Consider the following 24,169-nt stretch of genomic DNA (forward strand, 5'->3'; position numbering starts at 1 on the left):
GCATGGCAGCCACCACCCACACAGTCACCAACCAGGCCCCGCTCCTCGTGGGCCACGACGTCTACGGCAGCGACCGGGTCCTGAGCGAGGGCGTGGAGCGGCATCTCGCGGACGCGGCGCCCGAACTGGTCGCGGAGGTCAGGGAAGAGCTCACGGACCTGGGGCGCGCGGCCGGGTCCCGGCAGGCACAGGAGTGGGGGACGCAGGCGAACGAGAACCCGCCGAAACTGCGGACGCACGACCGGTACGGGAACCGGATCGACGAGGTGGAGTTCCACCCGTCGTGGCACCGGCTGCTCGGGCACGCGGTGGGCGCCGGGCTCACCGACGCCTGGGGGCGGCCGGCGGGCCATCTGCGGCGCGCGGCCGGGTTCTTCGTGTGGTCGCAGGCGGAGGCGGGGCACGGCTGCCCGGTCTCGATGACGCACGCGGCGGTGCCGGCGCTGCGGACCGATCCGGTGCTCGCCGCCGAATGGGAGCCGCTGCTGACCTCGCACGTGTACGAGGAGGGGCTGCGGCCGGCCGGGCAGAAGGCCGGGGTGCTCTTCGGCATGGGGATGACGGAGAAGCAGGGCGGCAGCGACGTACGGGCGAACACGACGGCGGCGGTGCCGCTCGACGCTTCGGGCGAGTACCTGCTGACGGGCCACAAGTGGTTCTGCTCGGCGCCGATGTGCGACGGGTTCCTGGTGCTGGCGCAAGCGCCCGGGGGGCTGACCTGCTTCCTGGTGCCGCGGGTGCTGCCGGACGGGACGCGCAACGTGTTCGGGATCCAGCGGCTGAAGGACAAGCTGGGGAACCGGTCGAACGCGTCGAGCGAGGTGGAGTTCGACGGGACGTGGGCGCGGCGGGTGGGCGAGGAGGGCCGGGGGGTGCGGACCATCATCGAGATGGTCGCGGCGACCCGGCTGGACTGCGTGATCGGCTCGGCCTCGCTGATGCGGCAGGCGCTGACGCAGGCCGCTCACCACACGGAGCACCGCTCTGCTTTCGGAGCACCGCTCATCGAGCAGCCGCTGATGCGCAACGTGCTCGCGGACCTCGCCCTGGAGTCGGAGGCCGCCACCACCCTCGCCCTGCGCCTCGCGGCCGCCTACGACGCCGACACCGACCAGGAGCGGGCCTTCCTGCGCCTGGCGGTGCCCGCCGCGAAGTACTGGGTGACCAAGCGCTGTACGCCGATGGTGGCGGAGGCGCTGGAGTGCCTGGGCGGAAACGGCTACGTCGAAGAGTCCGGGCTGCCCAGGCTGCTGCGCGAGTCCCCGCTGAACTCCATCTGGGAGGGCTCGGGCAACGTACAGGCGCTGGACGTCCTGCGCGCGCTCCAGCGCGAGCCCCAGGCGCTGAACGCGTTCCTCCAGGAGGTCGGCCTGGCGCGCGGCGCCGACCACCGGCTGGATTCGGCCATCAAGGGGCTGCTGACGGAGCTCGCGGACCTGGAGGGCATCGAGGCGCGGGCCCGCCGGGTCGTGGAGCGGATGGCCCTGGTGCTGCAGGGATCCCTGCTGGTGCGCTGGGCCCCGCCGGAGGTGGCCGACGCCTTCTGCGCCTCGCGGCTGGGCGGCGACTGGGGCGCGGCCTTCGGCACGCTGCCGCACAGCCTGGACCTGGGATCGGTGGTGGAACGGGCCCGGATCGCGGGCTAGCGGAGGGCCCCAACCCTCCGAGGAGCACTGCGGGCCGAGATCCGGGCCCGTTGACCTGGACCAGGGAAGGCGCCGCGCCGACTCGGCACCGCCCCTGGTCCGAAAGCCCCGAGGAAGGAGCTGTCACGCCGCTCGGCGGCGTCCGCACAGTTTCGATCGTGCGACCGGGACTTGGCGAGAGTTGCATGACGTTGCAACCTTTGAATCGGAACCGCCCACCGGGCGTGCCGGGCGCGCCACGGAAGCGGCGCGCACCGGGTCGCTCCCGGGCGGTATCCGTCGTAGGGCTGTTCCACACGGGGAGGTTCCGGTGGCCCACACCACAGGCAGTGCGGTCGATGTGGCACGCATCTCGGCCATGGACGCACGGGATGCCGCGCGTCTGCTCAAGGGGGTACGGGCCGCCGCGCTCGCCGGGGACCGGCCGCCGGCCGCCCCGCGCCCGGAGATCGCCGAGTCCTGGCGCCGGATGCTGGCGGGCGGGGTCCACCCGGACCGCGACACCCGCTCCCGGATGCTGTCCGCCGCCGAGACCGAGGAGCGGCGCCAGACCTCTCCGCTACGGGACCTGCTGCCCGTCCTGCGCGAAGGGCTGCTGCCCTCGCTGGACGAGGCCCTGCACATCATGGTCGTCGCCGACGCGGACGGCCGGCTGCTGTGGCGGGAGGGCCACGCCTCGATCCTGCGCAAGGCGGACCGGCTCGGCTTCGCGGTCGGCGCCGACTGGGACGAGGCCGTGGTCGGCACGAACGGGGTGGGCACCGCCCTGGTGGCCCGCAGACCGGTCCAGGTGTTCTCGGCGGAGCACTTCGTCTCCAGCCACCACGCCTGGACCTGCGCCGGAGCCCCCGTACGGGACCCCCGCGACGGGCAGCTGCTCGGCGTCATCGACGTCAGCGGGCCGCTGGCCACCATGCACCCGGCGACCCTGGCGTGGGTGAGCTCGGTGGCCCGGCTCGCGGAGCGGGAGCTGCGGGTGCGCCACCTGGAGTCCCTGGAGCGGCTGCGCTCCGTGGCCGCCCCGCTGCTGGCCCGGCTGCCCGGGCGGGCCCTGGCCGTCGACGCCCACGGCTGGACGGCGGCCGTCACGGGGCTCGCGCCGGCGGAGCGGATCCCGCTGCCCAAGTCCTTCGGCCCGGGCCGGGTGTGGGTGCCGCAGCTGGGCGACTGCCTGGTGGAGCCGCTGCCGGGCGGCTGGCTGCTGAGCGTCGCCGAGGCCCGTACCGGCGCCGGGGCGGCCACCCGCGTCGTCCTGGACCTCAGCCGGCCCGGGGCCTGGCTGGCGACCGTCTCCGGGCCCGCGGGCAGCTGGTCTCAGGAGCTCACCCCGCGCCACGCGGAGCTGCTGTTCCTGCTGGCCGAGTCGCCGAAGGGGCGCTCCGCCGCCGAGCTCGCCCTCGAGCTCTTCGGCGACGCGACCCGCACGGTGACGGTCCGCGCGGAGATGTCCCGCATGCGCCGCAACCTCGCGGGGGTCCTGGCCCACCGCCCGTACCGCTTCGCGCAGGACGTGGAGGTCGAGCTGGTGCGCCCCGCGGACCCGGCCGCCCTGCTGCCCCACTCCACGGCCCCGGCGGTGGTCGGGGCCCGGCTGGGCCGGACCGAACCCCGGACCGAACCCCGGACGGATCCCGGCGGCGGCCGGGGCGTGTGATTCCCTGGCTTGCATGAGCACCATCACACTGACCACCTGGTCCCTGGAAATGACCTCGCAGGCCGATCTCGTCCCGGCGGCCGTCCCCGGCCCGGAGATCCGGATCGCGCGCTCGGAGGTGCCCTCGCCGGAGTTCAGCCGCTTCCTCTACGCCTCGGTGGGCGGCGACATCCACTGGACGGACCGGCTGGCGCTGACCCGCGCCCAGTGGGTGGAGCAGCTGGGCCGTCCCGGGGTGGAGACGTGGGTGGCGTACGACCGGGGCACGCCGGCGGGCTACGTGGAGTTCGATCCGCAGCCGGACGGTGTGGTGGAGATCATGTACTTCGGCCTCCTCCCCGATTTCCGGGGCCGGCGCATCGGCGGCCACCTGCTGACGGTGGGCATCGAGCGGGCCTGGTCGCTGGCCGAGCGCTGGCCGGAGCTGCCCGCGACCCGGCGCGTCTGGCTGCACACGTGCAGCCAGGACGGCCCGACGGCGATGGACAACTACCTCCGGCGCGGGCTCAAGGTCTTCAAGGAGGAGTCCGAGCAGAAGGAGACCTCCCCGACCCCCGGCCCCTGGCCCGGCGCGTAGCCGCGGGAGCCGCACCGGCCCCGCGGGAGTCGCGGGAGTCGCGGGAGCCCTACCGGCCCCACGGGAGCGGGCCGGATGGGCCCGCGGCCCCGTGGGGCGGGGGGGGCCTCGGGGGCCCACGAGGTGACCCCCGTCACGGGAATCTCATGATCCGAGACGACTTCGTCCGCATAGTGGACAGTAGTGGACTCCTCCAATCGCCACATGCCACGCTTCCGCCATGAACGGAGCTGGAATTGCCTTGGTGAGTCGGCGGCACGTCGACCTCGGCCGCATGTCCAGCGCCATCTGTCCGGCGCGCTGACGCACCGCACCATCGTTGCCGCGGACGCGACCACACCGCCCGCAGTCAGCCACCACCGCAGTCCCCTGTAGGCCGACAGTCGCCCCAAAAAGGCGGCGAATCAGCCACACCTGCTCCGTGCCAGGGGTCCCGCCGCCACTCCCCCCTGCCCTTGCCTTGAGCCGTTGAAGAAGGACGTACCGTCATGGCCGCCACCCCCGAAACGCCCGCAGCCGCCGCACCCGCTGCCGCTGCCGCGCGCCGCAAGACCGGCCGTCACCGCGGTGAGGGCCAGTGGGCCGTCGGACACCACACGCCCCTCAACGGCAACGAGCAGTTCAAGAAGGACGACGACGGTCTCAATGTGCGGACGCGCATCGAGAACATCTACTCCAAGGCGGGCTTCGACTCGATCGACCCCAACGACCTGCGCGGCCGTATGCGCTGGTGGGGCCTCTACACCCAGCGCAAGCCCGGGATCGACGGCGGCAAGACCGCGATCCTGGAGCCGGAGGAGCTGGACGACAAGTACTTCATGCTGCGCGTGCGCATCGACGGCGGCCGGCTGACCACCGAGCAGCTGCGCGTCATCGGCGAGATCTCCCAGGAGTTCGCGCGCGGCACCGCCGACCTCACGGACCGGCAGAACGTGCAGTACCACTGGATCCGCATCGAGGACGTCCCGGAGATCTGGCGCCGTCTGGAGGCCGTCGGCCTCTCGACCACCGAGGCCTGCGGTGACACGCCCCGCGTCATCCTCGGCTCGCCCGTGGCCGGCATCGCGCTGGACGAGATCATCGACGGCACCCCCGCCATCGACGAGATCTACCGCCGCATCGTGGGCAACCCGGCCTTCTCGAACCTGCCCCGCAAGTTCAAGTCCGCGATCTCCGGCTCGCCGCTGCTCGACGTGGCGCACGAGATCAACGACATCGCCTTCGTGGGCGTCGAGCACCCCGAGCACGGCCCCGGCTTCGACGTCTGGGTCGGCGGCGGCCTCTCCACCAACCCCAAGCTGGGTGTGCGCCTCGGCACCTGGGTCTCGCTCGACGAGGTGCCGGACATCTACGAGGGCGTCATCTCGATCTTCCGCGACTACGGCTACCGCCGGCTGCGCACCCGCGCCCGCCTGAAGTTCCTCGTCGCCGACTGGGGCCCGGCCAAGTTCCGCCAGGTCCTGGAGGACGAGTACCTGAAGCGCAAGCTGACCGACGGCCCGGCACCCGCGCAGCCCAGCGGCCAGTGGCGCGACCACGTCGGCGTCCACCAGCAGCAGGACGGCAAGTTCTACGTCGGCTTCGCGCCCCGCGTGGGCCGCGTCGACGGCGCCACCCTGACCAAGATCGCGGACGTGGCCGAGCGGCACGGCTCCGGCCGGCTGCGCACCACCGCCGAGCAGAAGATGATCGTGCTCGACGTCGAGGCCGACAAGGTCGACTCGGTCGTCGCGGCCCTGGAGGCGCTGGACCTGCGGGTCAAGCCGTCCCCGTTCCGCCGCGGCACGATGGCCTGCACCGGCATCGAGTTCTGCAAGCTGGCCATCGTCGAGACGAAGGCGCGCGGCGCCTCGCTGATCGACGAGCTGGAGCGACGCCTGCCGGAGTTCGCCGAGCCGCTCACCATCAACATCAACGGCTGCCCCAACGCCTGCGCCCGCATCCAGGTGGCGGACATCGGTCTCAAGGGCCAGCTGGTCCTGGACGACGAGGGCAACCAGGTCGAGGGCTACCAGGTCCACCTGGGCGGCGCGCTCGGCCTGGAGGCCGGTTTCGGCCGCAAGGTCCGCGGCCTCAAGGTCACCTCGGCCGGTCTGCCCGACTACGTCGAGCGGGTCGTCACGCGCTTCCAGGAGCAGCGTGGGGACGGCGAGCGCTTCGCCGCCTGGGCGACCCGTGCGAAGGACGAGGACCTGTCGTGAGCGAGCGCGCCGCACCGTTCTACTGCCCGTACTGCGGCGACGAGGACCTGTTCCCGAACGAAACAGGCCACGGCGCCTGGGAATGCAGGGCCTGCAATCGAGCCTTCCAGCTGAAGTACCTCGGGCTGCTGGCCCGGGGCGTGTCGTCGAACACCGCTGGAGGGGACGAGATATGACCACGCTTCAGACCGCCGGTCTCAACACCCGGGACGCCGATCTCAAGGTGCTGGCCGAGCAGGCGGGCCGGGACCTCGAGGACGCCTCCCCCCTGGAGATCCTCACCTGGGCGGCCGAGACCTTCGGCAAGGAGTTCGCCGTGACCTCCTCCATGGAGGACGCGGTCGTCGCCCACCTCGCCTCCCGCGCCTTCCCCGGCGTGGACGTGGTCTTCCTCGACACGGGCTACCACTTCGAGGAGACCATCGGCACCCGCGACGCGGTCGAGGCCGTGATGGACGTCAACGTCATCACGCTCACCCCGCGCCAGAGCGTCGCCGAACAGGACGCCGAGTACGGCCCGAAGCTGCACGACCGCGACCCCGACCTGTGCTGCGCGCTGCGCAAGGTCAAGCCCCTGGAAGAGGGCCTGACCGCCTACCGCGCCTGGGCGACGGGCTTGCGCCGCGACGAGTCCCCGACCCGGGCCAACACCCCGGTGGTCGGCTGGGACGAGAAGCGGCGGAAGGTCAAGGTCTCCCCGATCGCCCGCTGGACCCAGGACGACGTGGACGCGTACGTGCTGGAGCACGGCGTCCTCACCAACCCGCTGCTGATGGACGGTTACCCCTCCGTCGGCTGCGCCCCCTGCACCCGCCGGGTGGCGGAGGGCGAGGACGCCCGCGCCGGCCGCTGGGCGGGGCTCGGCAAGACCGAGTGCGGACTGCACGGCTGATGACGGCCACCAGCGCGACCACCGCACGCACAGAACGCACCGAACGCACAGAACCGACGGAGACGAACCAGATGAGCGTGAGCGACCAGGGCGCCACGGTGTGGCTGACCGGGCTGCCGAGCGCGGGCAAGACCACCATCGCCTACGCGCTGGCCGAGCGGCTGCGCGCCGAGGGCCACCGCGTGGAGGTCCTCGACGGCGACGAGATCCGGGAGTTCCTCTCCGCCGGTCTCGGTTTCAGCCGCGAGGACCGGCACACCAACGTGCAGCGGATCGGCTTCGTCGCCGAACTCCTCGCGTCCAACGGCGTCAAGGCGCTCGTCCCGGTGATCGCACCGTTCGCGGACAGCCGTGAGGCCGTTCGCAAGCGGCACGCCGCCGAGGGCACCGCGTACCTGGAGGTCCACGTGGCCACCCCGGTCGAGGTCTGCTCCGAGCGCGACGTGAAGGGCCTGTACGCCAAGCAGGCGGCAGGCGAGATCTCCGGTCTGACCGGGGTCGACGACCCGTACGAGGCGCCGGGCTCCCCGGACCTGCGTATCGAGTCGCACACGCAGTCCGTACAGGAGTCGGCTTCGGCACTGCACGCGCTGCTCACCGAGAGGGGTCTGGCATGACCGCCACCGTCGCACACGTCCACGAAGGGACGGACGCGCCCTACGCGCTGTCGCACCTCGACGCCCTCGAGTCGGAGGCCGTGCACATCTTCCGCGAGGTCGCGGGCGAGTTCGAGAAGCCGGTGATCCTCTTCTCCGGCGGCAAGGACTCGATCGTCATGCTGCACCTGGCGCTGAAGGCGTTCGCGCCCGCGCCGGTGCCGTTCACCCTGCTGCACGTGGACACCGGCCACAACTTCCCCGAGGTCCTGGACTACCGCGACCGCGCGGTCGCCAAGCACGGCCTGCGCCTGCACGTGGCCTCCGTCCAGGAGTACATCGACGCCGGCAAGCTCCGCGAGCGCCCCGACGGCGTCCGCAACCCGCTGCAGACCGTCCCGCTGACCGAGGCGATCCAGAGCCTCAAGTTCGACGCCGTCTTCGGCGGCGGCCGCCGCGACGAGGAGAAGGCCCGCGCCAAGGAGCGCGTCTTCTCCCTGCGCGACGAGTTCTCCCAGTGGGACCCGCGCCGCCAGCGCCCCGAGCTGTGGCAGCTCTACAACGGCCGCCACGCGCCCGGCGAGCACGTGCGCGTCTTCCCGCTGTCCAACTGGACCGAGCTGGACGTGTGGCAGTACATCGCCCGCGAGAAGATCGAACTGCCGGAGATCTACTTCGCCCACGAGCGCGAGGTCTTCAAGCGCAACGGCATGTGGCTGACGGCCGGCGAGTGGGGCGGCGCCAAGGGCGACGAGACCACCGAGACCCGCCTGATCCGCTACCGCACCGTCGGTGACATGTCCTGCACCGGTGCCGTCGACTCCGACGCCACCACGCTGGACGCCGTGATCACCGAGATCGCCGCCTCCCGGCTCACCGAGCGGGGCGCGACCCGCGCCGACGACAAGATGTCCGAGGCCGCGATGGAAGACCGCAAGCGCGAAGGGTACTTCTAACCATGACCTCCACCACCGAGCAGTTCGCCGATCTGTCGGCGACCACGCTGCTGCGCTTCGCGACCGCCGGTTCCGTCGACGACGGCAAATCCACGCTCGTCGGGCGCCTCCTGCACGACTCCAAGTCGATCCTCACCGACCAGCTGGAGGCCGTCGAGGCCGTGTCCGCCCAGCGCGGTCAGGACACCCCCGACCTCGCGCTGCTCACCGACGGCCTGCGGGCCGAGCGGGAGCAGGGCATCACCATCGACGTCGCGTACCGCTACTTCGCCACCGCCCGGCGCCGGTTCATCCTCGCCGACACCCCGGGGCACGTGCAGTACACCCGGAACATGGTCACCGGCGCCTCCACCGCCGACCTGGCCGTGGTCCTGGTCGACGCCCGCAACGGCGTGATCGAGCAGACCCGCCGGCACGCGGCCGTCGCCGCGCTGCTGCGCGTCCCGCACGTGGTCCTGGCCGTCAACAAGATGGACCTGGTGGACTACCAGGAGGCCGTCTTCGCGGCGATCGCCGAGGAGTTCACCGCGTACGCCTCGGACCTCGGCGTCCCGGAGATCACCGCGATCCCGATCTCGGCCCTGGCCGGCGACAACGTCGTGGAGCCCTCCGCGCACATGGACTGGTACGGCGGCCCCACGGTGCTGGAGCACCTGGAGACCGTCCCGGTCAGCCACGACCTCACCGCCTGCCCGGCGCGCTTCCCGGTGCAGTACGTGATCCGTCCGCAGACGGCCGCGCACCCGGACTACCGCGGCTACGCCGGCCAGATCGCCTCCGGCGTACTGCGCGTCGGCGAGCCCGTCACGGTCCTGCCGTCGGGGCGCACCTCGGTCATCGAGGGCATCGACGCGCTCGGCGAGAGCGTGGACATCGCCTGGGCCCCGCAGTCGGTGACGGTGCGTCTGAAGGACGACATCGACATCTCGCGCGGCGACCTGATCGCCCCGTCCGCGAGCGCCCCGGCCACCACGCAGGACGTCGAGGCGACGGTCTGCCACGTGGCGGACCAGCCGCTGGCCGTCGGCGCCCGGGTGCTGATCAAGCACACGACGCGCACGGTCAAGGCGATCGTCAAGGAGATCCCCTCGCGGCTGACCCTGGACGACCTGTCCCAGCACCCGAACCCCGGTCAGCTGGTGGCCAACGACATCGGCCGGGTCGTCGTGCGCACCGCCGAGCCGCTCGCGCTCGACTCGTACGCCGACTCGCGCCGCACCGGTTCCTTCCTGCTGATCGACCCGGCGGACGGCACGACGCTGGCGGCCGGCATGGTCGGCGAGTCCTTCGCCTCCAAGGCCGAGACCACCATCCAGGCCGATGAGGAAGGGTGGGACTTCTGATCATGCTTGCCGACATCTACTCCACCTTCGCGAAGGAGGGCGGCCGAGTGGGCAGCGGCGCCCTCGGCAGCGGCCAGGGAGGCGTGGGGCGATGTGCGTGATGACGTACGCGCACCGCTCGCGCGCCCACACCCCCCACGAGCCGTACCTGCCCTTGCTCCAGAGACGAAGACCTGCGCCGTGACCTCACGGTGCTTCGAGAGGAAGTCCTCCCGTGCCTGCCACCGGTACCCCGCGTTCCGCGCTTTCCCGTAACGGCCTGCGCCGCGGCGTCGTCGCCGCCGCCCTCCCGCTCCTGATCGGCGCGCTCGCCTCGTGCGGCTACGGTTCCGACGCGAAGAAGGACGACGCTCCCGCCAAGGAGGTCGCCGCCGGCGGCAAGAAGCTCTCGGCCTCCGAGGTCCGCATCGGCTACTTCCCCAACCTGACGCACGCCACCGCGCTCGTCGGCCTCCAGGAAGGCCTGATCGCCAAGGAACTCGGCGCGACCACCATCAAGCCGCAGTCCTTCAACGCCGGCCCCTCCGAGATCGAAGCCCTCAACGGCGGCTCTCTCGACATCGGCTTCATCGGCCCCTCCCCCTCGATCAACGCCTACGTCAAGTCCAAGGGCAACAACCTGCGCATCATCTCCGGCTCCGCCTCCGGCGGCGTCAAGCTGGTCGTGAACCCGGACAAGATCAAAACCCTCGACGACCTCAAGGGCAAGAAGATCGCCACCCCCCAGAAGGGGAACACGCAGGACGTCGCGTTCCTCAACTGGATCTCGGAGAAGGGCTGGACGGTCGACCCCGAGTCCGGCAAGGGCGACGTCTCCGTCGTCCGCACCGACAACAAGGTCACCCCCGACGCCTTCAAGCAGGGCTCCATCGACGGCGCCTGGGTCCCCGAACCCACCGCCTCCAAGCTCGTCTCCGACGGCGGCACCGTCCTCCTCGACGAAACCTCCCTGTGGCCCGACAAGAAGTTCGTCATCACGAACATCATCGTGTCCCAGAAGTTCCTCAAGGAGCACCCGGACGTCGTCGAGGCCGTCCTCAAGGGCACCGTCAAGACCAACGAGTGGATCAACGCCAACCCCGACAAGGCGAAGGCCTCCGCCAACGCCAAGCTCGCCGCCGAAGGCGGCAAGCCGCTCGACGCCAAGGTCATCGACCCGGCCTGGACCAGCATCCTCGTCACCGACGACCCGCTGGCCACCACCCTGAAGACCGAGTCCGACTGGGCCGTCAAGGCCAAGCTCATCGAGCAGCCCGACCTCACCGGCATCTACGACCTGACGCTCCTCAACAAGGTCCTCAAGGCCGCCGGCAAGCCCGAGGTCTCCGACGCCGACCTCGGCGCCAAGTGATCCCCTCTTCCCCGTCCCGAATCCCCAGGAGGTGACGACCATGGCCACCACGCTTGCCAAGGCTGCCGAGGGCACCGTAGCGGAGCAGACGCACGCCGCCCGTATCGAGCACGTCTCGAAGTCCTTCTCCGGCCCGGCCGGATCGCAGCTCGTCCTGGACGACATCAGCCTCGATGTCGCTCCCGGAGAGTTCGTCACCATCCTGGGCGCCTCGGGATGTGGAAAGTCCACCCTGCTCAACCTCGTCGCGGGGCTCGACAAGCCGACCGCCGGCGCCATCGAGACGCCCGGCGGGCGGCCGGCCCTGATGTTCCAGGAGCACGCCCTCTTCCCCTGGCTCACCGCGGGCAAGAACATCGAACTCGCCCTGCGGCTGCGCGGGGTGGCCAAGGCCGACCGCAAGCCGGAGGCCGAGCGGCTGCTCGAGCTGGTGCGGCTCGGCGGCTCGTACGGCAAGCGGGTCCACGAGCTGTCCGGCGGCATGCGCCAGCGCGTGGCCCTGGCCAGGGCGCTCGCCCAGGACAGCCAGCTGCTGCTGATGGACGAGCCGTTCGCCGCGCTCGACGCCATCACCCGGGACGTGCTGCACGGCGAGCTCACCCGCATCTGGGAAGAGACGAACCTGTCCGTCCTGTTCGTCACGCACAACGTCCGCGAGGCCGTACGGCTCGCGCAGCGTGTGGTCCTGCTGTCCTCGCGGCCCGGGCGGGTCGCGAAGGAGTGGACCGTGGGCATCCCGCAGCCGCGCCGCATCGAGGACGCGGACGTCGCGGAGCTGTCCCTTGAGATCACTGAACACCTGCGTGGGGAGATCCGCCGCCATGGCCAGCACTGACACCAGCCCCAAGACCTCGGCCAGGAGCGACGACCTCGCCGGCCTGGAGGCGGGGCTCGACGCCCTCGACGCCGTCCAGACCCACCGCACCCCGGTCCGCGAGGTGCTCCTCAAGAAGGTCCTGCCGCCGATCCTGGCCGTCGGCCTGGTCCTCGTCGTGTGGCAGATCCTCGTCGCGGCGAAGGTCACCGACGAGACCAAGCTCCCCGCCCTGTCCTCCGTCTGGGACAGCCTGTCCGACATGTGGCTCAAGGGGACCCTGCTCGAGGTCATCTGGACCAGCGTCTCGCGCGGTCTGCTCGGCTTCCTGCTGGCCCTGGCCATCGGCACCCCGCTCGGCCTGCTGGTCGCCCGGGTGAAGTTCGTGCGCGCCGCGATCGGCCCGATCCTCCAGGGGCTGCAGTCGCTGCCCTCGGTCGCGTGGGTGCCGCCGGCCGTGCTCTGGTTCGGACTCAACGACGCGATGATGTACACCGTCATCCTGCTCGGCGCCGTCCCCTCCATCGCCAACGGCCTCGTCTCCGGCATCGACCAGATCCCGCCGCTGTTCCTGCGGGCCGGCCGCACCCTCGGCGCCACCGGCCTGCGCGGGGCCCGGCACGTGGTCATGCCCGCCGCACTGCCCGGATACCTGGCGGGCCTCAAGCAGGGCTGGGCCTTCTCCTGGCGCTCGCTGATGGCCGCCGAGATCATCGCCAGCTCGCCCGACCTGGGCCTCGGCCTCGGCCAGCTGCTGGAGAACGGCCGCAACAACATCGACCTGCCGGGCGTGTTCCTCGCGATCATCCTGATCCTGGTCGTCGGCATCGCGATCGACCTGCTGATCTTCAGCCCGATCGAGCGGTGGGTGCTGCGCACCCGCGGCCTGCTGGTCAAGAGCTAGTCCCGTGTTCAGCGCCCACCACGCCCGCCAAGCCGGCCGGCACGACAGGCACGACCGGCAGGACCGCCACGACCGGCCGGCCCTGCTGGTCATCGCCCACGGCAGCCGCGACCCGCGGCACGCGGCGACCGTGCACGCCCTCACCCGGCGGGTACGGGCGCTGCGGCCGGGGGTGCGCGTGGAGACGGCCTTCCTGGACTTCGACGGCCCGACCGTCGACCAGTGCGTGGCCTCCCTCCACCTGGCGGGCGTCCGGGAGATCGTGGCCCTCCCGCTGCTCCTGACGCGGGCGTTCCACGCGAAGTCCGACATCCCGGCGGTCCTCGCCGCGGCCGCGTCCCACCTGCCGGACCTCTCGGTCCGTACCGCGGACGTGCTCGGCCCGTCCCCGCTGCTGCTGGCGAACCTCGAACGCCGCCTGTGGGAGGCCGGCCTCACCCCGGCGGACCGCGCCACCACCGGTGTGGTGCTCGCGTCCGCCGGTTCCTCAGACCCGGAGGCGATCGCAGTGATCGCTGAAACCGCGCGGGAGTGGCGGCACACCGGTTGGTGCGCCGTGCGGCCTGCGTTCGCCTCCGCTGTTCTCCCCCGTACGGAAGACGCCGTACGGGCCCTGCGCGCGGAGGGCGTCCGCCGGATCGCGGTGGCGCCGTACGTGATCGCCCCCGGCCGGCTGCCGGACCGCATCGCGGCGGGCGCGGAAGCCGCCGGCGCGGACGTGGTGGCCGACGTCCTGGGGCCCTCCCCGGAACTGGCCCGCCTGCTGCTGCGCCGCTACGAGGACGCGCTGCGCGCCCCGGCCCGCTTGTCGGCCCTGGCGGCGTAGCCGGTCTCTCCAGCCCCGCCGGCGTTTGAGGCGCGGGGTCTGGAGTGGAACCAACACCCTGGGGCGGGCATTTGGAAGGACTGGTGGATCGTCAGGACTCTTCAATCTCCGACATGAGCAGTCTCAGCGTGAGGGAATGCTTCTCCGGCGGCAGGGCATCCAGCGCGCCCCGTGCGTAGGCCACCCCGCCGGACACGTCGCCGGACCGGGCGAGCATCAGCCCCCGGTGCATTTCAAGGTGAGTGGCGAACCGGGGCAGCTCTGCAGGGAGTTCGCGGCGTGCTGCCTCCTGTGCCTCAACGGCTCCGTGCTCGTCACCCAGACGGGCCAGAAGAAGCGACAAGAAGACGTTCATCCGCCACCAGGGCACGGCGTAGTCGCTGGTCTGCTCGTACGATCCAGCCTTGTCGAAGATTCGCCGGCCGTCGTCGGCAAGCTTGAGTGCCGTGGCTCGGTCACCGCGAAGCGCGGCGGCATGGGCCTTACCCATCACAGCATTCAGGAGGCCGAGGGAGGGCCGTTCCGATATGGCCAAGGCTTGGTCTGCAAGCACGTCAGCCACTCCCAGCGATGCCCCCTCGTAGCCCAGGGCGATAGCTGCACGTCCACGTACCCACACGCGCGCGTCATCGTCTCCAGACTCGTCTGCGGCTCTCGCTGCCATCCGGTACCAGTGGACCGCTTTGGAGCCGTCCGACCCGGGAAACGTCTTTGCGTACAGAGTCATCAGCCGGGAAGCCACCGACCACAGCCGGGGGTTCTCCAACTGCTGCTGCACGGCGACGAGTTCACCGGAAACCCGACGCTGGATGTCCGCCGCACCCATCGACATGTACTCAGTGCCGTACGTAGTCAGTTTGGCTTCCCATGTGTCCACTGACGGTCCGCCCCGTAGTCGGGCGGCGAACCCTGCGCTGATCAGATCAGAGGCGATCACGGGGGCTATGGCAGCCCCGGCGACGTCGGTAAGGAACTCGCGTCGGTCCACTTCACCTTCAAGGACAGCTAGGGGAACGTCGAGAACGGCAGAGAGCGCGGCTAGGTAGAACGGGCCTGGCCTGACCTTGGAACACTCCCAGTTGCTGACGTACTCCCGCGTCAGCGTCGTGCCGTGCGCGTTGTTGATCTCCGAAGCTAACCGCCCTTGGCTCCAGCCGCGAGCCTTGCGGAGATCACGGATCAGTTCCCCGATGTCCATGCGCCCATCTTGCTACTAGGGCTGCCACTAGACCGAGGGATTCTTCGCCTTCCGAGCCGGTTGCCACTACGGATCACACTGGGCCGGGCTTCCTCGGCAGCGAGACGATCCCGAGCACCGAACGCGACGCGAGGGGTGCGCATGGTGACGGCAGCACAGCAGGAGACGGCACGGACCGATCAACTCGAACCGGTGCCCGTGTCTGGATGCGGGGTGTGCCTCGCGCTGGTCACGGCGCGTGAGATCTCGCGGGAAGCCGGCGATCCGTGCGCGGTGGCGGTGCAGAACGAGGAGCTTCGCAACCACCCGCACCGCCGGGCCACGGTATGAGCGTGATTTCGGTGATGCGCTACATCCCGTATGTCATGCGGCGGCACCCTTCCGCCGAGACGACAGCGACCGCGCGGTGCCTGGCTCCTGAGTGCGGTTGGTCTGCGGAACCGACGTCGAACGCTGATGTGTGCAGCGATATGTGCATTCAGCACACTGGCCGCACGGGCCACATGACGTTCGTCCGGGAGTTCTCGGAAGTAGCCGTTGTGGAGCGTGCCTAGTGACCGACGGCAACGAGCACCAGGACCACGTGCAGCCCAGCCGGCGAAGCGCGCTAGCCGTGACCCTCGGAGCGATCGCATGGATTGGAGTGGTCGCCTGCATCGTGGCCAAGGGGTGGGGCGCGTGATCCCGGCTGAGCAAGCCCGGGAAGTCCGCTGCGCTCTTCGGGAGATTGCTGCCGAGGATGCGATGCGTAAGCCGCCCCCGCCGTTCCCGTCGGGCTCGGGTGGCGTGTCGAGCCGTTCCCGGATGACCCTACAGATCACCCGTGTGGTGCTCGTTCGGTTGGCTCCCGGGGACTCCGAGCTGTTCGCACGGACCGGCGAGACGCGCGTAATTCGGTCCGGCAGACAAGGCCCGGTCATTCACCGGTCGGCAGCCGAACGAGCACGGTTCCGTGCTCTCGGCTACTGGGACGGGTTCGGAGTCGAGTTCCCGCCGTGCCAGTGCGCGTGGTGCGGGCCGACCCTCCACTGATCTCCCGTCCTTCACGGGGCGGGCAACACAACACCTTCAACAGCAACGGAGTTCACATGTCACAGACCACAGCCCATGAGACCGCTTTACCTTCGTCCAGCCTCCTCACGGCCACGGCCTTTGCAACCGCCGTTCGTACCGTCGAGAAGGCCAACCCCGAGCTGACGGACGGTATGGCCGATCGGATCGTCAGCGAGGCCGTGAAGTTCGTCGCGGCGGCAGCACTGAACAGCACTCCGGGCCTGGCACTGCGCCCGTCCCAAGTTGTCGATGAAGGCTGGCACGCGCTCATCACGGACACGAAGTCATACGCCGAGCTGTGCCAGCTGCTGGGCCGGTTCGTCCACCACGTCCCGGAAACCCCAGCAACGAAGAAGCACGACACAGCCACTGTCGACCGGACGCTCAAGGCGATCCGCGAAGCGGGGCACGAACCCGACGAGTACCTGTGGAGCCTGGAAGCACAATCGTCAGTTCTCGTCTCGGCCGATTGCATGCACAGCGAGTGCACGGACGGAGGGTCTGGCTGTGCGGCTCCGCCGAGCTAGCAAGGACTCTGGGCGGACAGCATCGTGGACGCACTCTGACCCGCTACCGTTGGCTACGTTCTGCCACTAGGAGGATGCGGTGAGCGAAGAAGCGCGTCGGGGCGACTGGGCGGATCCTCGGTACCGCGAGGCGGTCACACTGCTGGGCACCTGCCGGACCGTGAAGAGCCCCAGCCAGCGGCGACGCCGAGTCTGCCCGCACGGCGAGGGTGTGACGGTCATCGTTGACCCGGTCACCGGGCAGGCTCGCAACGTGGCCTGCGCGGCTTGCTGCTCGTCAACGACCTGAGGCGACGAAGAGCCCCATCCGAGCACACGCCGCACGGGGCTTTTCGAGCCTACTGACCTGGTGTTTTTCTAGATACCGGGGTGTAGGGTCCGCCGGGGCGGAGCCCCAGGAGACGCGGCGGCACCCGTACCCGGCGGCTACGCCCTCGACGCGGCCTCGTCGGCCAGGGCCGTCAGGTCCTCGACGGACATCGCACCCGGCGGGAGGCCCTCGCGGGCGAAGATGTTCGCGGCGCGCCGGAGCGTGTCGTTGACCGGCGTCGCCACCCCGTGCAGCCGCCCCAGCAGGACGACCTCCCCGTTGAGGTAGTCGGCCTCCACCGAGCCCGTGCCCCGGGCCAGGCTCTGCCAGGACGACCCTCCCCGCACCCCGGCCGGCTGCTCCACCCTGCCGTCGCGGGCCGCCGCCTGCTCGGCGTCGGAGGCGTAGGCGATCCCGGCGGCCTCGAAGGCGGCCTTCGCCTCGCGGACCGCCCGCAGCAGCAGCGCGGCCTTCGCCGGCTCCGGCTCGGGACCGGTGGTCGCCTGGATCGCGTTGCCCAGGTTGCCCAGCAGCTTGGCGTGCTTCCACCGCATGACGTCCTCGGCGACCGGCGCCCCGAACCCGGCCTTCTCCAGGTCGGCGGCGATCCGCCGGGCCCGCCCGTCCGCGCCGCCGGCGGCCTTGCCGATGTGCAGGATCCCGGTCAGCGGCGCGCACAGCGCGGAGACCACCCCGGGCTCCAGGAACGTCGCCGGCAGCCACACGCAGACCCCGTACACGCGGGCGAAGCGCCGCAGGGCGAGGCGCTCGCTCTCGACGCCGTTCTGCGCGCACAGCACCGGCAGCCGCTGGGCCGCCGTCCCGCCGCCCGCGACCTCCGCATCGCCCCAGGCGTCGAGCGCGGCGAGCGCGTCCTGGGTCTTGACCGTCAGCAACAGCACGTCGTCCGGGCGCAGTTCGCCGAGCTCGGCCGGGCCGGCGACCACGGGCAGCCGGTGCACGCGCTCCCCGTCCGCCGTGGTGAGCCGCAGCCCGTCGGCCCGCAGGGCCTCCGCGTGGGCGCCGCGCGCGACGAGGACGACCTCGCCGCCCGCTTCCGCGAGCCGTCCGCCGATGGTCGCGCCGATCGCCCCGGCGCCGATGATGATGTAACGCATTCCCCGAGCCTGGCACATCCCGGCTCCTGGGCTACCGTCGGGCCATGTCTGTTCATGCGGATGCGACGTTCCTCCTCGGTGGCGACCTGCCCGTACGCCGCCTCGGTCTCGGGACGGGCGGGCTGGTCGGCGACGGCTACTGGGGCCCGCGGGCGGGCCGCGCCGAGGCCCGTGCGCTGCTGCGCGCGGCGGTCGAGCGCGGGGTCACCCTGATCGACACCGCCGACAACTACGGCCCCCACCTGGCCGAGGAGCTGGTCGCCGAGGCCCTGCACCCGTACGGGGAGCGGCTGGTGGTCTCCACCAAGGGCGGGGTGGTGCGCACCGGCCCGGACCAGTGGCACCCCGCGGGCCGGCCCGAGCAGTTGCGGGCGATGTGCGAGGCGAGCCTGGCCAGGCTCCGGCTGGACCGGATCGACCTGTACCAGCTGCACCGCTTCGACCCGGCCGTCCCGGCGGCGGAGCAGCTGGGGACGCTGGCCGAGCTCCGGGCGGAGGGGAAGATCCGCCACATCGGGCTGAACACGGTGACGGCGGACCGGCTGCGGGAGGCGCTGGAGACCGTCCCGGTGGCCTCGGTGCAGAACCCGTACAACCTGCTGGACCGCTCCTCGGCGGAGCTCCTCGCACTGTGCGAGGAGCGCGGGATCGCCTTCCTGCCGTACTACCCGCTGGGCAGCGGCGCCCTGACCCGCGAGAGCGCGGCCGCGCTGACGACGGTCGCCGCCGAGCACGGCGCGTCCACCGGCCAGATCGCCCTGGCCTGGCTGCTGCACCACTCCCCCGTGCTGTGCCCCACGCCGGGCACGGGCTCCCCGGACCACCTGGCGGAGAACCTGGACGCGGCGACGGTCCGCCTGACCCCGCGCGAGGTGGCCCTGCTGGACGCCCTGACGGGCTGAGCGGACCCGGGCACGGCGGCCGGCGCACTCACCAGTAGGCCGTCGCGTCCCAGGGCTCGAAGAGCGCGAACTCGACCGGGTCGTCGTCCCGGTCGAGGCCGGGCAGCCCCTCGGTCTCGAACCGGCCGCGCTGCCAGGCGAGCAGGGTGTCGACGAGCCCGTACGGCAGCGGCGGCCCCTGCGGGGCGTGCCGGGGCCAGACGACGAGCGGCCAGGCGTCCGGGTCGGGGCCCTCGGTGAGCCAGCCGAGCACGTCCGCGTCGTTCGAGGTCGCGAAGGCCAGCAGCCCGCCGGGCTCCGGCCACACCGGGAAGGGGTCCTCGGCCCGCCATCCGCCGATGGCCCCCCGGTAGGCCTCGGCGTTCTGCTCCGCGAGCCGCCGGAATCCGCCGTCGGTGCGCAGCGGGGTGTGGAAGCGCAGCCAGTCGCCCCAGCAGCCGGCGCCGTACCGGTCCATGAGGGCCACGTACTCGGCGGGGAGGCGGGTGCCGAGCTCCTCGAAGAGCCGCTCCCAGGTGCCGCCCCCGAGGTACGGGTGGTGCGGGGGCGGGGTGAGCTCCGTCAGGGCGGCCGGGCCGGTGCCGGTGGTCAGGGCGAACTCCCGCCGCTCGCCGGTCAGTCGCGGCCCGGTGTCCGGGGGCGGGGCGGCCAGCGCCGGCCGGCGCGCGGCCAGGTGGACCTTGGCCAGCCGGAAGTGCGTCACGCCCTCCCACAGGGGCTGCCGGTTCTCGTGGAACAGCGAGAGCGCCTTGCTGGCCGGGGCCGAGCGGGCGGCTCAGGTGCGCACGAAGATCCGTATCCGGCCCGGATCCGCGTCGAGGGGGTCCCCGTCGCCGTCCTTGGCTCCCGCAGCGCCCTTGCCCTTCCACCGGCCGCCGTCCGGGCCCGCGGTCCACGTGCTCGAGGAGTACGAGACCCGCGTGATCCCCAGCTCGCGGGAGTTGGCCACCGCCCACTGCGCGAGCACCTGCCCGGAGCGCGCCGCCGCCTCGCCGCCGCCCCCCTTCGCGACCACGGACACCTCGGTCTCCCCGGCCTCCCCGGAGGATGCGGAGGCCGCGGGGCCGCCCGCGGCTCCGGCCGGCTCCGCCGGCACCGTGTGCGGCCCGTTCTTGGCGACCAGCCGGGACAGCTCCGCCCTGAGCTTCGCGGGATCGCCGGCCCGGGCGGGCGCGGGCCCGGCGCAGACCAGGTGGCCGGAGCCGGTGAAGGCCGTCGTCAGGACGGTCGCGTCCGGCTCGTGCTTCGCGTACGCCTGCGGGAAGGCGCTCAGCTGCACCTTCTGCGCCGCCACCGTCAGCGGAAGCCGCGAGTACCCCTTCACCTCGGCCAGCCGGTCGTAGAAGATCCCGGCCGAGTACACGGGGTCCATGATCTGCGCCGGCGTGCCCCAGCCCTGGGAGGGCCGCTGCTGGAACAGGCCGAGCGAGTCCCGGTCGCCGTGGTCGAGGTTGCGCAGCATCGACTCCTGCATCGCCGTCGCCAGCGCGATCGTCACCGCCCGGTCCGGCATCCCCTTGGAGACCCCGACGGCCGCTATCGTCGCCGCGTTGGCCGCCTGCTCCGTGCTCATCTCGTAGTACTGGCCGCTGCCGCCCTTGCCGCCGCCCGCGGCGTTGACCGAGGCCGTGCAGTACGGCGCGCCGCCACCGCCGTTCGACGCGCGCTGGACGGCGAAGTAGCCGGCGACCGCCATCAGCACGAGGAAACCCGCAGCCCAGCGGAGCGGGCGGCGACGGCGGCGACGGCGGGGCTGATCGGTCTGCGACACGCCGCCCACCGTACTGGAGGCGCCCCGCGCGTCCATCGGCCGGACGGACAGGGCTTCGCCGCAGCCCGTGGGGTTGGGGCTGTTGATTCTTTAGGTCACTCTTGTGAGTGATAGTGCATTTGGGTGAGTGTGATTACGGTCGGGTGTATGAACCTGAAGGGGTGGGCGAAGGCGCAGGGTGTGCATCCGCAGACTGCGTATCGCTGGTTCCGTGAGGGCAATTTGCCGGTTCCGGCTGAGCGGGTCGGGCCGCGCACGATTCTGGTGAACGTTGAGGCCCTTGCCGTGCCGGAAAAGGTCGGTGGCGTCGGGCTGTATGCCCGCGTCTCCTCTCACGATCAGAAGCTGGATCTGGAGCGTCAGGCGGCCAGGTTGTCGGCGTGGGCGGCGAAGGCCGGGCATCGGGTGGTGCGGATCGAATCCGAGGTCGCATCCGGGATGGACGGTTTGCGTACCAAGGTGCGTCGTCTGTTGGCCGATCCCGATGTCACGACCGTGGTGGTGGAGCACAAGGACCGCCTTGGCCGCATGAACGTCGAACTCGTCGAAGCGGCCCTGTCCGCGACGGGCCGCCGCCTGGTGGTCCTGGATGACGGTGAGGTTGAGGATGACCTGGTCCGCGACATGATCGAGGTACTGACCTCGTTCTGTGCCCGCTTGTACGGACAGCGCTCCGCGAAGAACCGGGCACGAAGGGCGCTTCAGGCGGCGGCCGGCGATGGCTGATCCGGCAGGGAAGCTGCGCGCCATCGCTCCCTCGTTTGTGGCGCTCGGCCCGTCCGGTGTGGCGATACGCGACCGTCTGAAAAATTTGAGCGTCGAGGATGAGAGGGTTCTGCGGCTGGTTGGCGCGCATCAGGGTGCTCTGGCTTCCCGTGACCTCAAGCAGCGGTGCGCGGACGGTCGCGACCACTCCACTGAGACGTGGGCGACTCGTAAGCGGGGGCTGACGAGGGAGTCGTCGTCGAGGATCGCCGGGGCGATCACCAAGGCCAGTCACGATCAGTGGGCGCTCGCCCGCCGCTGCCAGGCCGCGCACATCAAGACTCTGGCCGCCGGCATCCACGCACTACGTCACCGTCTCGGCCTCCCGGTCGGGGAGAAGGGGAGTAAGCGGGCGGCGGGTGGCTACCGCTCCAGGAGCGAGTGGTTTCGCAAGTCCCGGCGTCTCGTGACGCTGGAAGAGCGGCACGCGGCCGTTGTCGCCGACTGGCGGGCGGGTCGGGTTCGTGTGGCCCGGGGCGGGAAGCGGCTGGCGAATACCCGGCACCACCTGGACAGAGCCCAGCTTACGGAGGAGCAGTGGCGTGCCCGGTGGGAAGCCGAACGCTGGTTCCTGGCCGCCGACGGTGAGTCCGGGAAACGGTTCGGGAACGAGACGATCCGCGTCACCCCCGACGGCGAAGTCAGCATCAAGCTCCCGACCCCACTCGCACACCTGGCCGATGCCAAGCACGGCCGGTACGTCCTGACCTGCCGGATCGCATTCGCGCACCGGGGCGCGGAGTGGGCGGACCGGATGGAAGAGAATCGGGCCGTGGCCTACCGCATCCACCTGGACGTCACACGCGGCCGCTGGTACCTGACCGCAGCCTGGCAACGCCCTGTAGTCCAGACGGTCCCGCTCGCCACCGCCCGCGCGAAGGGCATGGTCGGTGTGGATACCAACGCCGGCCACTTCGCCGCCTACCGGCTCGACCCGCACGGCAACCCCATTGGCGAGCCACACCGCTTCCCCTACGACCTCAGTGGATCGGCCGCCCACCGCGACGCTCAGATCCGGCACGCCATCACCCGGCTGCTGCACTGGACGAAGAGCACCGGCGTCAAGGCCATCGCGATCGAAGACCTCGACTTCACCGCCGAGAAGACCCGGGAGAAGCACGGCCGCAGGAAACGGTTCCGGCAGCTGATCTCCGGCATTCCGACCGGCAAGCTCAAAGCCCGCCTCGTCTCGATGGCCACCGAACACGGCCTCGCCATCGTCGCAGCCGATCCCGCCTACACCTCCCAGTGGGGAGGTCAGTATTGGCAGAAGCCACTGGCCACCCCACGCCGAAAGATGTCCCGTCACGATGCCGCCGGCATCGCGATCGGACGACGCGCCCTCGGACACCCGATCCGGCATGGGGTATCCCCTGCTCGAAGAGCTTGGGGAGGGACGGCACCGCCCCCACACGACCAGAGCGATCGTGCGGGGCATCGGACCGTCCAGGCCGGACCAGGCACCCAGGGGCGTGACGGAATCCGCCCACCCACAACGGACCGGCTCTACGGAGAGCCGACGCCGAGCGGGAAGAGAAAGCGGGGACCCAGTGCATCCAAAACCGTTCGGGATGCGCCCAGTACGCACCAGTGGGTCCAAGACTCACTCCTGCACACTGGATAGGAACGGTTAGGGTCAGTTCCATGTCCGAATCCGAGCTGGACCTCACCCAGGACGCCGCCGAGCTGACCGCCCGGCTCGTCGGCATCCCCTCCGTGAGCGGCGACGAGAAGGTACTCGCCGACCTCGTGGAACACGCGCTGCGCGGCCTCCCGCACCTGACCGTGGACCGTTTCGGCAACAACGTCGTCGCGCGCACCGGCCTCGGCCGCGCCGAACGCGTCGTACTGGCCGGGCACCTCGACACCGTGCCGATCGCCGACAACGTGCCCTCCCGCCTCGACGAGAACGGCGTCCTGTGGGGCTGCGGCACCACCGACATGAAGTCGGGCGTCGCCGTACAGCTGCGCATCGCCGCGACCGTGCCGGAGCCCAACCGCGACCTCACCTTCGTCTTCTACGACCAGGAAGAGGTCGCCGCCGACCTCAACGGCCTCGGCAAGGTCGCCGAAGCCCACCCCGACTGGCTGACCGGCGACTTCGCGGTCCTGCTGGAGCCGTCGAACGCCGAGGTCGAGGGCGGCTGCCAGGGCACCCTGCGCGTCCTGCTCCGCACGGCCGGCGAGCGCGCCCACTCCGCGCGCAGCTGGATGGGCTCCAACGCCATCCACTCGGCGGGCCCGATCCTGGCCAAGCTGGCGGCGTACGAGCCCCGCAGGCCCGTGATCGACGGCCTCGAGTACCACGAGGGCCTCAACGCGGTCCGCATCGAGGGCGGCGTCGCCAACAACGTCATCCCCGACGCGTGCACGGTGACGGTCAACTTCCGCTACGCGCCGGACCGCAGCGAGGCCGAGGCGGTCGCCCACGTCCGGGAGGTGTTCGCCGACTGCGACATCGCCGAGTTCGTGATCGACGACTCCTCGGGCGGGGCCCTGCCCGGCCTCGGCCACCCGGCCGCGGCGGCCTTCATGGAGGCCGTCGGCGGGCGCGCCATGCCGAAGTTCGGCTGGACGGACGTCTCCCGCTTCAGCGCGCTGGGCGTCCCGGCCGTCAACTACGGCCCGGGCGACGCGCTGCTGGCCCACAAGGTGGACGAGCGGGTGGAGACGAAGGCGATCCTGCACTGCGAGGAACGACTCCGCGCCTGGCTGACCTCCTGAATTCCGCTTCTCGTCACCTTTGTGCGCCTAACCTGATCCAA

At 71.2% G+C, this 24,169-nt stretch carries 24 protein-coding genes; 20 read left to right on the forward strand and 4 right to left on the reverse strand.

Translation table 11 applies throughout. From position 1 onward, the window contains the following. Positions 1-2: 2 nt before the first annotated feature. The 14 genes from DRB89_RS07645 (at position 3) to DRB89_RS07705 (ending at position 13,760) form a co-directional block, all read left to right on the forward strand. On the forward strand, positions 3-1,646 hold the full coding sequence (locus DRB89_RS07645) for an acyl-CoA dehydrogenase family protein (RefSeq protein ID WP_112448383.1): 1,644 nt from the start codon (positions 3-5) through the stop codon (positions 1,644-1,646). Between the two features lie 358 nt (positions 1,647-2,004). Continuing rightward, positions 2,005-3,300, forward strand: a complete 1,296-nt coding sequence (locus DRB89_RS07650; protein ID WP_112453345.1) for a GAF domain-containing protein — start codon at positions 2,005-2,007, stop codon at positions 3,298-3,300. A 13-nt stretch (positions 3,301-3,313) separates the two neighbouring features. Then, on the forward strand, positions 3,314-3,877 hold the full coding sequence (locus tag DRB89_RS07655; protein WP_112448384.1) for a GNAT family N-acetyltransferase: 564 nt from the start codon (positions 3,314-3,316) through the stop codon (positions 3,875-3,877). A 220-nt stretch (positions 3,878-4,097) separates the two neighbouring features. Continuing rightward, complete coding sequence (locus tag DRB89_RS46290) at positions 4,098-4,181, forward strand: putative leader peptide (protein WP_312847410.1); 84 nt, start codon at positions 4,098-4,100, stop codon at positions 4,179-4,181. Positions 4,182-4,365: 184 nt separating this feature from the next. Beyond that, entirely contained in the window at positions 4,366-6,078 is a 1,713-nt protein-coding gene (locus tag DRB89_RS07660; RefSeq protein ID WP_112448385.1) for a nitrite/sulfite reductase, read from the forward strand. Next, positions 6,075-6,254: a hypothetical protein gene (locus DRB89_RS07665; RefSeq protein ID WP_112448387.1), complete on the forward strand. Its 180-nt coding sequence runs from the start codon at positions 6,075-6,077 to the stop codon at positions 6,252-6,254. Before DRB89_RS07660 ends, DRB89_RS07665 begins: the two co-directional genes overlap by 4 nt. Beyond that, on the forward strand, positions 6,251-6,970 hold the full coding sequence (locus tag DRB89_RS07670) for a phosphoadenylyl-sulfate reductase (protein WP_112448388.1): 720 nt from the start codon (positions 6,251-6,253) through the stop codon (positions 6,968-6,970). Before DRB89_RS07665 ends, DRB89_RS07670 begins: the two co-directional genes overlap by 4 nt. Positions 6,971-7,041: 71 nt before the next feature. Beyond that, positions 7,042-7,587: an adenylyl-sulfate kinase gene (cysC, locus tag DRB89_RS07675; protein ID WP_112453346.1), complete on the forward strand. Its 546-nt coding sequence runs from the start codon at positions 7,042-7,044 to the stop codon at positions 7,585-7,587. Continuing rightward, on the forward strand, positions 7,584-8,522 hold the full coding sequence (gene cysD / locus DRB89_RS07680; protein ID WP_112448389.1) for a sulfate adenylyltransferase subunit CysD: 939 nt from the start codon (positions 7,584-7,586) through the stop codon (positions 8,520-8,522). The genes cysC and cysD overlap by 4 nt, the downstream gene beginning before the upstream one ends. Positions 8,523-8,524: 2 nt before the next feature. Then, a complete protein-coding gene (locus DRB89_RS07685) occupies positions 8,525-9,865 on the forward strand; it encodes a GTP-binding protein (protein ID WP_112448391.1) in 1,341 nt (446 codons plus the stop codon). Positions 9,866-10,079: 214 nt separating this feature from the next. Further along, on the forward strand, positions 10,080-11,216 hold the full coding sequence (locus tag DRB89_RS07690; protein ID WP_204358137.1) for an aliphatic sulfonate ABC transporter substrate-binding protein: 1,137 nt from the start codon (positions 10,080-10,082) through the stop codon (positions 11,214-11,216). Positions 11,217-11,256: 40 nt separating this feature from the next. Next, positions 11,257-12,051, forward strand: a complete 795-nt coding sequence (locus DRB89_RS07695; RefSeq protein ID WP_112452178.1) for an ABC transporter ATP-binding protein — start codon at positions 11,257-11,259, stop codon at positions 12,049-12,051. After that, on the forward strand, positions 12,038-12,934 hold the full coding sequence (locus tag DRB89_RS07700; protein WP_112452179.1) for an ABC transporter permease: 897 nt from the start codon (positions 12,038-12,040) through the stop codon (positions 12,932-12,934). The genes DRB89_RS07695 and DRB89_RS07700 overlap by 14 nt, the downstream gene beginning before the upstream one ends. An 82-nt stretch (positions 12,935-13,016) precedes the next feature. Beyond that, positions 13,017-13,760: a sirohydrochlorin chelatase gene (locus DRB89_RS07705; protein WP_239516753.1), complete on the forward strand. Its 744-nt coding sequence runs from the start codon at positions 13,017-13,019 to the stop codon at positions 13,758-13,760. A 91-nt stretch (positions 13,761-13,851) separates the two neighbouring features. Here the strand turns inward: DRB89_RS07705 and DRB89_RS07710 are convergent, their stop codons facing one another. Continuing rightward, the gene (locus DRB89_RS07710) at positions 13,852-14,958 is read right to left on the reverse strand and encodes a helix-turn-helix transcriptional regulator (protein WP_112452181.1); all 1,107 of its coding nucleotides are present in this window, start codon (positions 14,956-14,958) and stop codon (positions 13,852-13,854) included. A gap of 141 nt (positions 14,959-15,099) precedes the next feature. Between DRB89_RS07710 and DRB89_RS07715 the strand changes: the two genes are divergently transcribed. Beyond that, positions 15,100-15,288, forward strand: a complete 189-nt coding sequence (locus tag DRB89_RS07715) for a hypothetical protein (RefSeq protein WP_112452182.1) — start codon at positions 15,100-15,102, stop codon at positions 15,286-15,288. Positions 15,289-16,046: 758 nt separating this feature from the next. Continuing rightward, positions 16,047-16,538, forward strand: a complete 492-nt coding sequence (locus tag DRB89_RS07725; RefSeq protein WP_112452184.1) for a hypothetical protein — start codon at positions 16,047-16,049, stop codon at positions 16,536-16,538. A 426-nt stretch (positions 16,539-16,964) separates the two neighbouring features. On the opposite strand, the gene DRB89_RS07730 is transcribed toward DRB89_RS07725, so the two are convergent. Further along, the gene (locus DRB89_RS07730; RefSeq protein WP_112452185.1) at positions 16,965-17,966 is read right to left on the reverse strand and encodes a 2-dehydropantoate 2-reductase N-terminal domain-containing protein; all 1,002 of its coding nucleotides are present in this window, start codon (positions 17,964-17,966) and stop codon (positions 16,965-16,967) included. A gap of 44 nt (positions 17,967-18,010) precedes the next feature. Here DRB89_RS07730 and DRB89_RS07735 point away from each other — a divergent pair, with 44 nt between their 5' ends. Next, entirely contained in the window at positions 18,011-18,868 is an 858-nt protein-coding gene (locus tag DRB89_RS07735) for an aldo/keto reductase (protein WP_112452186.1), read from the forward strand. A gap of 28 nt (positions 18,869-18,896) precedes the next feature. On the opposite strand, the gene DRB89_RS07740 is transcribed toward DRB89_RS07735, so the two are convergent. Next, positions 18,897-19,571, reverse strand: a complete 675-nt coding sequence (locus DRB89_RS07740) for an SMI1/KNR4 family protein (RefSeq protein WP_112463237.1) — start codon at positions 19,569-19,571, stop codon at positions 18,897-18,899. A gap of 72 nt (positions 19,572-19,643) precedes the next feature. After that, complete coding sequence (locus tag DRB89_RS07745) at positions 19,644-20,639, reverse strand: hypothetical protein (RefSeq protein WP_239516054.1); 996 nt, start codon at positions 20,637-20,639, stop codon at positions 19,644-19,646. Positions 20,640-20,786: 147 nt separating this feature from the next. On the opposite strand from DRB89_RS07745, the gene DRB89_RS07750 reads away from it, so the two are divergent. Genes DRB89_RS07750 through dapE form a run of 3 tightly spaced genes read left to right on the forward strand, consistent with a single transcriptional unit; the run spans position 20,787 to position 24,128 of the window. After that, on the forward strand, positions 20,787-21,365 hold the full coding sequence (locus DRB89_RS07750) for an IS607 family transposase (protein WP_112448704.1): 579 nt from the start codon (positions 20,787-20,789) through the stop codon (positions 21,363-21,365). Then, the gene (locus tag DRB89_RS07755) at positions 21,358-23,028 is read left to right on the forward strand and encodes a transposase (RefSeq protein WP_112448705.1); all 1,671 of its coding nucleotides are present in this window, start codon (positions 21,358-21,360) and stop codon (positions 23,026-23,028) included. Before DRB89_RS07750 ends, DRB89_RS07755 begins: the two co-directional genes overlap by 8 nt. Positions 23,029-23,048: 20 nt before the next feature. Continuing rightward, entirely contained in the window at positions 23,049-24,128 is a 1,080-nt protein-coding gene (dapE, locus tag DRB89_RS07760; RefSeq protein WP_112448706.1) for a succinyl-diaminopimelate desuccinylase, read from the forward strand. The last annotated feature ends 41 nt before the right edge of the window (positions 24,129-24,169 follow it).

It is taken from the genome of Streptomyces sp. ICC4 (genome assembly GCF_003287915.1).
Lineage (GTDB): Bacteria > Actinomycetota > Actinomycetes > Streptomycetales > Streptomycetaceae > Streptomyces > Streptomyces tritrimontium.

What these genes read in the sequence shown, in the direction of transcription:
- DRB89_RS07755 (WP_112448705.1), top strand. Translation starts at nt 21,358, where the DNA reads ATGGCTGATCCGGCAGGGAAGCTGCGCGCCATCGCTCCCTCGTTTGTG.
- DRB89_RS07685 (WP_112448391.1), top strand. Translation starts at nt 8,525, where the DNA reads ATGACCTCCACCACCGAGCAGTTCGCCGATCTGTCGGCGACCACGCTG.
- DRB89_RS07655 (WP_112448384.1), top strand. Translation starts at nt 3,314, where the DNA reads ATGAGCACCATCACACTGACCACCTGGTCCCTGGAAATGACCTCGCAG.
- DRB89_RS07715 (WP_112452182.1), top strand. Translation starts at nt 15,100, where the DNA reads ATGGTGACGGCAGCACAGCAGGAGACGGCACGGACCGATCAACTCGAA.
- DRB89_RS07735 (WP_112452186.1), top strand. Translation starts at nt 18,011, where the DNA reads ATGTCTGTTCATGCGGATGCGACGTTCCTCCTCGGTGGCGACCTGCCC.
- DRB89_RS07725 (WP_112452184.1), top strand. Translation starts at nt 16,047, where the DNA reads ATGTCACAGACCACAGCCCATGAGACCGCTTTACCTTCGTCCAGCCTC.
- DRB89_RS07650 (WP_112453345.1), top strand. Translation starts at nt 2,005, where the DNA reads ATGGACGCACGGGATGCCGCGCGTCTGCTCAAGGGGGTACGGGCCGCC.
- DRB89_RS46290 (WP_312847410.1), top strand. Translation starts at nt 4,098, where the DNA reads ATGAACGGAGCTGGAATTGCCTTGGTGAGTCGGCGGCACGTCGACCTC.
- cysC (WP_112453346.1), top strand. Translation starts at nt 7,042, where the DNA reads ATGAGCGTGAGCGACCAGGGCGCCACGGTGTGGCTGACCGGGCTGCCG.
- DRB89_RS07660 (WP_112448385.1), top strand. Translation starts at nt 4,366, where the DNA reads ATGGCCGCCACCCCCGAAACGCCCGCAGCCGCCGCACCCGCTGCCGCT.
- DRB89_RS07670 (WP_112448388.1), top strand. Translation starts at nt 6,251, where the DNA reads ATGACCACGCTTCAGACCGCCGGTCTCAACACCCGGGACGCCGATCTC.
- DRB89_RS07695 (WP_112452178.1), top strand. Translation starts at nt 11,257, where the DNA reads ATGGCCACCACGCTTGCCAAGGCTGCCGAGGGCACCGTAGCGGAGCAG.
- DRB89_RS07750 (WP_112448704.1), top strand. Translation starts at nt 20,787, where the DNA reads ATGAACCTGAAGGGGTGGGCGAAGGCGCAGGGTGTGCATCCGCAGACT.
- DRB89_RS07730 (WP_112452185.1), bottom strand. Translation starts at nt 17,966, where the DNA reads ATGCGTTACATCATCATCGGCGCCGGGGCGATCGGCGCGACCATCGGC.
- DRB89_RS07645 (WP_112448383.1), top strand. Translation starts at nt 3, where the DNA reads ATGGCAGCCACCACCCACACAGTCACCAACCAGGCCCCGCTCCTCGTG.
- DRB89_RS07710 (WP_112452181.1), bottom strand. Translation starts at nt 14,958, where the DNA reads ATGGACATCGGGGAACTGATCCGTGATCTCCGCAAGGCTCGCGGCTGG.
- DRB89_RS07700 (WP_112452179.1), top strand. Translation starts at nt 12,038, where the DNA reads ATGGCCAGCACTGACACCAGCCCCAAGACCTCGGCCAGGAGCGACGAC.
- cysD (WP_112448389.1), top strand. Translation starts at nt 7,584, where the DNA reads ATGACCGCCACCGTCGCACACGTCCACGAAGGGACGGACGCGCCCTAC.
- dapE (WP_112448706.1), top strand. Translation starts at nt 23,049, where the DNA reads ATGTCCGAATCCGAGCTGGACCTCACCCAGGACGCCGCCGAGCTGACC.